At 69.4% G+C, this 7,764-nt stretch carries 7 protein-coding genes; all 7 read left to right on the forward strand.

Annotation, left to right across the window (positions count from 1 at the left end; translation table 11 throughout):
- Positions 1-4 precede the first annotated feature (4 nt).
- Complete coding sequence (locus tag JHD80_RS26210; protein ID WP_248311791.1) at positions 5-937, forward strand: branched-chain amino acid ABC transporter permease; 933 nt, start codon at positions 5-7, stop codon at positions 935-937.
- Positions 937-1,689, forward strand: a complete 753-nt coding sequence (locus JHD80_RS26215; protein WP_199093379.1) for an ABC transporter ATP-binding protein — start codon at positions 937-939, stop codon at positions 1,687-1,689. Before JHD80_RS26210 ends, JHD80_RS26215 begins: the two co-directional genes overlap by 1 nt.
- Positions 1,682-2,383 carry an ABC transporter ATP-binding protein gene (locus JHD80_RS26220; protein ID WP_199093382.1) on the forward strand — a complete coding sequence of 234 codons (702 nt, stop codon included), beginning with the start codon at positions 1,682-1,684 and terminating at the stop codon, positions 2,381-2,383. The genes JHD80_RS26215 and JHD80_RS26220 overlap by 8 nt, the downstream gene beginning before the upstream one ends.
- Positions 2,384-2,390: 7 nt before the next feature.
- Positions 2,391-3,803, forward strand: coding sequence for an MmgE/PrpD family protein (locus tag JHD80_RS26225; RefSeq protein ID WP_248311790.1), 1,413 nt, complete (start codon positions 2,391-2,393; stop codon positions 3,801-3,803).
- A gap of 3 nt (positions 3,804-3,806) precedes the next feature.
- The gene (locus JHD80_RS26230; protein WP_199093384.1) at positions 3,807-4,676 is read left to right on the forward strand and encodes an isocitrate lyase/PEP mutase family protein; all 870 of its coding nucleotides are present in this window, start codon (positions 3,807-3,809) and stop codon (positions 4,674-4,676) included.
- Complete coding sequence (locus JHD80_RS26235; protein WP_199093386.1) at positions 4,673-6,364, forward strand: hydantoinase B/oxoprolinase family protein; 1,692 nt, start codon at positions 4,673-4,675, stop codon at positions 6,362-6,364. The genes JHD80_RS26230 and JHD80_RS26235 overlap by 4 nt, the downstream gene beginning before the upstream one ends.
- Positions 6,364-7,764: hydantoinase/oxoprolinase family protein (locus tag JHD80_RS26240; RefSeq protein WP_199093387.1), on the forward strand; the 1,401-nt coding region annotated here is incomplete at its 3' end. The genes JHD80_RS26235 and JHD80_RS26240, both read left to right, overlap by 1 nt.

A 7,764-nucleotide genomic window follows, 5' to 3' on the forward strand; every position in this document is an offset into this window, starting at 1 on the left:
GGCGCTGATCGCGCTCGCCGCGCTCGTGCCTTTCGCCGTCCAGGCGAACACGGTGCTGAACTTCGTCGTCTTCGCGCTGATCATCGCGCTCGCCGCGCAAGGCTGGAACCTGCTCGGCGGTCTTGCCGGCCAGTTCTCCTTCGGCCACGCCGCCTTTTTCGGCACCGGGGCCTACGGCGCGGCACTTCTGCAGGCGCGCTACGGCGTCAACGCCTGGGCCGCCTTTGCGCTGGGCATCGCGCTGGCCGCCGCCGTCGGCTGGATCATCGGCTTCCTCAGCTTCCGCTCCGGGCTGCGCGGCTCCTATTTCGCGCTGGTGACGCTCGCCTTCGCCGAGGTGTTCCGCATTCTGGCAAACGCCTCCTCCTTCACCGGCGGCGCGGCGGGAACGCTGGTAAAGCTCGACGTGCGGCCCGAGAACTTCCAGTTCGCCAGCCGGGGCGCCTTCGTCTGGATCGCGGTCGCGCTGGTCGGCTTCGTCCTGCTGATGACGATCGCGATCTCGCGCTCGCGCTTCGGCGCCTGGCTGACGGCCGTGCGCGAGAACGAGGATGCGGCGCGGGCGCTCGGCGTCGACACGCTCTCCGTGAAGCTCAAGGCGATCACGCTGTCGGCGGCGATCACGGGTGCCGCCGGGGCGCTCTACGTTCAATATTATCTCTATCTCGACGCCGGCATCGCCTATGGCGCCTGGATTTCCGTCGAGGCGCTGATCGCGCCGATCGTCGGCGGCATCGGCACGGCCTTCGGGCCGGTGCTGGGCGCGATTGCCCTGCATGTCTTCGGCGAATTCGCCAAGGCCGTGGCCGGCGGCATCCCTGGCATCGATCTCGTGCTCTACGGCCTGCTGCTCGTCGCCGCCATCGCCTTCGCGCCCGACGGTCTCATGGGTCTGCTCAAGCGCCTCGTTCGCCGCAAGGCGCAGGAGACGCCGTGATGCTGACCGTCAACGCCGTGACGAAACGCTTCGGCGGGCTGGTCGCCGTCGATGCAGCCAGCCTCCAGGTCGCGCCGGGCTCGATCACCGGGCTGATCGGCCCCAACGGCGCCGGCAAGACGACGCTGTTCACGCTGATCGCCGGTTTCGAAGCGCCCAGCAGCGGCACGATTTTATTCGACGGCGCCGACGTCACCGCCCTGCCCGCCCATCGCCGCGCCGAGCGCGGCATCGCCCGCACCTTCCAGATCGTGCAGCCCTTCGCCGGCCTCTCCGTCGTCGAGAACATCGCGGTCGGCGCCTATCTGCGCCATTCGCGCCGGAGCGATGCACAGGCCAAGGCCCGTGCGGTCGCCGATCTCGTCGGCCTCGGCGGCATGCTCGACCAGCCGGCCGCGGCCCTGACCGTCGCCGGGCGAAAGCGCCTCGAACTCGCCCGCGCGCTGGCGACCGAGCCGAAGCTGCTGCTGCTCGACGAGGTGCTGGCCGGCCTCAACCCCTCCGAGATCCGCGACATGCTGCCGGTCATCCGCCAGATCCGCGACCGGGGCGTCACCATCCTGATGGTCGAGCATGTGATGCAGGCCGTGATGAGCCTGTGCGAGCACATCCATGTGCTGGCGCAGGGCAAGATGATCGCCGAGGGCAAGCCGGCCGAGATCGCCGCGCACCCCGCCGTGATCGAGGCCTATCTCGGGCAGGGCGCCGCCAAGCGGCTGCAGGCCGCGCCGAACGGAGGCGCCGATGCTTGAGGTTCGCGGCCTCGTCGCCGGCTATGGCGGCACGGATGTCCTGCGCGGGATCGATCTCGATGTCGCTCCCGGCGAGATCGTGGCCGTCCTCGGCGCCAACGGCGTCGGCAAGACGACGCTGAACCGGGCGCTCTCCGGGCTGATCGCGCCGCGCGCCGGCACGATCCGCTTCCTCGGCGAGGCGATCGGCGGCAGGAATCCCGCCGCGATCGTCTCCGCCGGGCTGATCCATGTGCCGGAAGGCCGCCGCATCTTCCCGAACATGAGCGTGCGCGACAATCTCGTGCTCGGCAGCTATCGGCGCGGCAAGTCCGGCCGGCAGGCCAATCTGGAGCGCATCTTCACGCTGTTCCCGCGGCTGCGGGAACGCTCGGCGCAGGCCGCCGGCACGCTTTCGGGCGGCGAGCAGCAGATGCTCGCCATCGGCCGCGGCCTGATGGGCGAGCCGAAGCTCATCATCCTCGACGAGCCTTCGCTCGGTCTGTCGCCGCTGCTGGTCGAGGAGATGTTCACGCTGATCGCCCGCATCGCGGCGGATGGACTTGCCGTGATGCTGGTCGAGCAGAACGTGGTGCAGTCGCTCGAACTGGCGAGCCGCGCCTATGTCATGGAGAACGGCCGCATCGTCGTCGCCGGCCCTGCCGCCGAGATCGCCGCCGATCCGGCCCTCAAGCACGCCTATCTCGGATTGTGAGGTCCCGATGACCGTCCACGTCAAAGCCGAACCCGTGATGCGCCGGCCCGACACGCCGAACTGGCTGACCGAACTGGCGCAATTCTGCGCCAGCCTGCGCTACGAGCATCTGCCCGAGGCGGTCGTCGCGCGCACGCTGCAGGTCGTCGGCGATTGCATCGCGGCGATCGCGGCCGGCGCGCAGGAGCCGGAAACGGTCGCGCTCGCCCGGCGCATGGCGCCGACAGACGAGGCGAGCGGCGCGGCCGTGATCGGCGCCGGCCGCCGCGCGAGCTTCAGCCTGGCGGCCTTCCTCAACGGCACGGCCGGCACGATGCTGGAACTCGACGAGGGCAACCAGTTCTGCCGTGGCCATCCCGGCATCCATGTCGTGCCGGCAGTGTTCGCCTGCGCCCTCCGCACGAAGGCGAGCGGGCGGGACATCGTGACCGCCATCGCGCTCGGCTATGAGATCGGCGCGCGCATCGGCATCGCCTCGAAGCTGCGGATCACCATGCATCCGCACGGCACCTGGGGCACGGTCGGCGCCGCGGTCGCCGTCGCCTGGCTGGAACGCCGCGATGCGGCCGGCATGATCGAGACGATCAATGTCGCCTCCTCGCTCGGCCTCTCGACCAGCCGCCGCACCATGCTGGAAGGCGGCACGGTCCGGAATTCCTTCGCCGGATTCTCCAACCAGATCGGGTTGATGGTGTCCGACCTCGTCGCCGCCGGCTTCACCGGCGAGGCGGACGGGCTCGGCACGGTCTACGGCACCGTCATCGCCGAAGACTGGCGCCCGGACGAGATGGTCGCGGAGCTTGGCCAGCGCTGGGAGATCGCGCGCAACTACTTCAAGCGCCATGCCTGCTGCCGGTACAATCATGGCGCGCTCGACGCGCTGGCCGAGATCGTCTTGCAGGAGGGAGGCCGGATCGATCCTGCCGCCATCGAGCGCATCGATGTCGCGACCTATATCTGGGCGGCCCAGCTCGCCGGCCAGGAGCCGCACAACATGCTGGCGGCGAAGTTCTCGCTGCCCTTCTCGATCGCCACCACGATCGTCCATGGCGCGGCAACCGTGCCGGCCTTCCGCGAGCCTGCCCGCACGGATGGAACGGTCCGCGCGCTCGCACGCCGCGTCTTCGTGAGCGAGGATCCGGAGGCGACGGCGAAGCTGCCGGCGCTACGTCCGGCCAAGGTCACGATCACGCTGAAGGACGGTCGCGTGCTCCAGGCGCAGGCCATGACCAATCGCGGCGATACGGAGGACCCGTACACACCCGCGGAAGTGCGCCAGAAATTCTTCGATCTCGCCGTTCCGGTCTGGGGCCAATCCCATGCCGAGGCCATCATAGCCGCCGTGGATGCCCTGCCGGGCGCGGCCGATCCTTCGGCGCTCGACACTCTGCTCGCCGCCGCACCCATCACCAGGACCTGATTGATGACGTTCTCGCTCAAGGCTCGCTTCGGCCAGCCGCAGATCGTGCTGGCACCCGGCGTCTACGATGCGCTGACGGCCTCGCTCGCCACCGATGCCGGCTTCGAGGCGCTTTACGTCTCCGGCGCCTCGATCGCCTATACCCGTCTCGGCCGGCCGGATATCGGGCTGGTCTCGATGGCCGAGATCGCCGAGACCATCACCATGATCCGCGACCGCGTCGCGACGCCGCTGATCGTCGATGCCGATACCGGCTACGGCAACGCGCTCAACATGCAGCGGACCATGCGGCTCTTCGAGCGCGCCGGCGCCAACGCCCTGCAGATCGAGGACCAGAGCTTTCCCAAGCGCTGCGGGCATCTGGCCGACAAGGGCGTGATCCCGACCGGCGAGATGGTCGGCAAGATCAAGGCGGCGACCGACGCCCGCGCTTCCGCGGAAACCCTCGTGATCGCGCGCACCGACGCGATCGCCGTAGAGGGGTTCGACAGGGCGATGGAGCGCGCCCATGCCTATGCCGAAGCGGGGGCCGACATGCTGTTCGTCGAGGCGCCGGGCTCGGCCGAGGAACTGTCCCGCGTCGTCGCGGGGCTGAAGGACAAGCTGCCGCTGATGGCCAACATGGTCGAGGGCGGGCGTACGCCGATCAAGTCCACCACCGCGCTGGAAGAGCTGGGCTTTTCGCTGGTGATCTTCCCCGGCGGGATCGTACGGGCGCTCGCCCGGGCGGCGCAGGATTTCTATGCCAGCCTCAAGGGGCACGGCACGACCGATCCGTTCCGCGACCGCATGTTCGACTTCGACCAGCTCAACGCCGTCATCGGCACGCCCGAGATGATCGCCGCCGGCAAGGCCTATGAGGGCAAACCGTGACCACGACGCTCGACCCCGTCACGCTCGCGGTCTTGAAGGGCCGGCTGGAGCAGATCGCCAACGAGATGGACGCGACGCTCTATCGCTCCGCCTTCAACCCGATCATCGCCGAGGCGCATGACGCTTGCCACGGCCTCTATCATGCGACAACCGGCGACACGCTGGTCCAGGGAACCTCGGGCCTGCCGATCTTCGTCGGCGCCATGGCTTTCGCCGTGCGCGCGGTGATCGCACGCGTCGAGGCGGGCGCGGCCAACGAGCCCGGCGACACCTGGCTCTTCAACGACCCCTATGAGGGCGGTACGCATCTCAACGACATGCGCCTGGTGCGGCCGATCTTCCGCGACGGGAAGCTGTTCTGCTGGCTGGCCTCGGTCGGCCATTGGCTCGATGTCGGCGGCAATGTTCCCGGCAACTTCAACGCCAAGGCGACCGAGAGCTTCCAGGAGGGGTTCCGCATCCCTCCGGTGAAGCTCGTCCGCAAGGGCGCGTTCCAGCACGACATCGTCGAGATCCTCAACGCGAATTCGCGCCTGCCGCAATCGAACTGGGGCGATCTCAACGGCCAGCTCAACGCGCTCGATCTCGGCGAGCAGCGGCTCTCGGCCCTGCTGGACGACTACGGAGCCGGCACCGTGAATGCGGCGCTCGACGCCTTCAGCGCCCGCGCCGAGGCGCTGATGCGTGCAGAGATCGCGGCCTTGCCGGACGGGCGCTATTCCTTCGACGACTTCCTCGACAATGACGGCATCAGCGACGAGCCCCTGCGGATCGCGCTCGATCTCACCGTCGCGGGCGACGCGATGACGCTCGATTTCGCGCGCTCCGCCCCGCCCTGCCGCGGGCCGCTCAACATCGCTTATTCCACGGCCGTCGCCTGCTGCTATGTCGCGCTGAAGCACATCTTCCCGCATGTGCCGGCCAATGCCGGCGTGCTGAAGCCGATCACCTTCGTCATCCCCGGGACGACGCTGCTCGGCGTCACCGCGCCCAAGCCCGTCGGGGGCTACACCGAGACGATCCTGCGCGTCATCGACACGGTGTTCGGCGTCTTCGCGCAGATCGCGCCCGAGCGCGCCAACGGCTCGCCCTATGCGACGATCAACGCGCTCTCGCTCGCAGGCCACCGCGACGACGGTTCGCGCTTCGTGATGTTCTCCTTCTTCGGCGGCGGGCTGGGCGGCAATCCGGAAGGCGACGGCCTCAACCACGGCAACAACCCGATCTCGACCGCGACGATTCCCCCGGCCGAAATCCTGGAAGCCGCCTATCCGGTGATGTTCACCCAATGGGCTCTCAGACCCGACTCGGGCGGGGCCGGCCGCCATCGCGGCGGCTGCGGCGCGATCTACGAGATCGAGGCGCTGAGCGAGAGCGGCGCCGACGTCTTCCTGCTCGGCGAGCGCGGCAAGTTCCCGCCCTTCGGCGTGGCCGGCGGCGGCGCGGCCGCCATGAACCGCTTCGTCTACGACACCGATGACGGGCCGAAATCTCCCCCGCTCGTGACCAAGATCGCTGACATCCATATCGCCAAGGGCCAGCGCGTGCGCCTCGAAAGCCCGGGCGGCGGCGGTTACGGCGCTCCCGCAGAGCGCGATCGCGAGGCCGTGCGGCGCGATGTCGCCAACGGCTATATCAGCGCCGAGGCGGCGCGCGAGACCTACAAGCTGGACATCGAGATCGGCTGATGACGACTTCCTCTGCCAAAGCCGTCGTCGGCGTCGATGTCGGCGGCACCTTCACAGACCTGTTCTGGTTCGACGAGGCGGGCAAGCGCTTCCGTACCGCCAAGGTCCCCTCCCAGCGCGGCGATGAGGCAAAGGGCTTCATCGCGGGGCTCACCACCTTCGGCCCGGTTGCGGCGCTCGCCTCGATCGTCCACGGCACCACGGTCGGCACCAATGCGCTGCTGGAGCACAAGGGCGCGAAGATCGGCGTCATCACCACGCCGGGCTTCCGCGACGCGCTGGAGATGCGCCGCCGCGACCGGCGCCAGACCTGGGGGCTGTGGGGCGATTTCACGCCGTCCGCCTCGCGCGACTGCCGGCTCGAAGTGCCCGAGCGCACGCTGGCGGACGGCACGATCCGCACCGCGGTCGACCGCGAGGCCGTGCGCAAGGCCGCCGGTGCCTTGCTCGCCAAGGGCTGCGAGGCGCTGGCGATCATCTTCATCAATGCCTATGCCAACCCGCAGAACGAGCGCGACGCATTGGAAGCGGCCCGCGAGGTCTGGCCGAACGAGCACATCGCCTGCTCCTCGGCGATCCTGCCGGAAATCCGCGAGTTCGAGCGCGCCTCGACCACGGCGCTGAACGCGACGCTGCAGCCGGTCGTAGGCTCCTATCTCGGCCGGCTCGAAGATGCGCTGGCAGCCGACGGGTTCACCGGCCGCTTCCATATCGTGCAGAGCAATGGCGGCGTGATGTCGACCGCGACCGCGAGGCGCCTGCCGGTTCGCACGGCCCTGTCTGGCCCGGCTGCGGGCGTGATCGCGGCGGCGGCTGTCGCCCGCGCCGCCGGCCACCCCGACATCATCACCGGCGACCTCGGCGGCACCTCCTTCGACGTCTCGCTGATCGCCGGCGGGCAGGCTGCGCTGGCGGCCCAGACGACGATCGATTTCGGCATGGTCATCCGCACGCCGATGATCGAGATCACGACGATCGGCGCCGGCGGCGGCTCGATCGCCCGCGTCGATGCCGGCGGCCTGCTGGAAGTCGGCCCCGAGAGCGCGGGCTCCCGGCCCGGCCCGGTCTGCTACGGCCAGGGCAACACGCGGCCCACGCTGACCGATGCCAACCTCGTGCTCGGCCGCATCGACGGCTCGAAGCCGCTGGGCACGCTGCAGCGGCTCGATGTCGAAGCCGCCAAGGCCGCGATCCGGAAGGAGATCGCCGAACCGCTCGGCCTCGACGTGATGGCGGCGGCGGAAGCGATCGTGAAGATCGCCAATGCGCGGATGGCCGGCGCGATCCGCCTCGTCTCGATCGAACGCGGCCATGATCCGGCGCGGTTCATGGCGATGCCGTTCGGCGGCGGCGGCGCGCTGCATGCCGGCGCTCTCATTCACGAGGTCGGGCTCAAGGGC

Source organism: Allobosea sp. ASV33 (genome assembly GCF_016428755.1).
Taxonomy (GTDB): domain Bacteria; phylum Pseudomonadota; class Alphaproteobacteria; order Rhizobiales; family Beijerinckiaceae; genus Allobosea.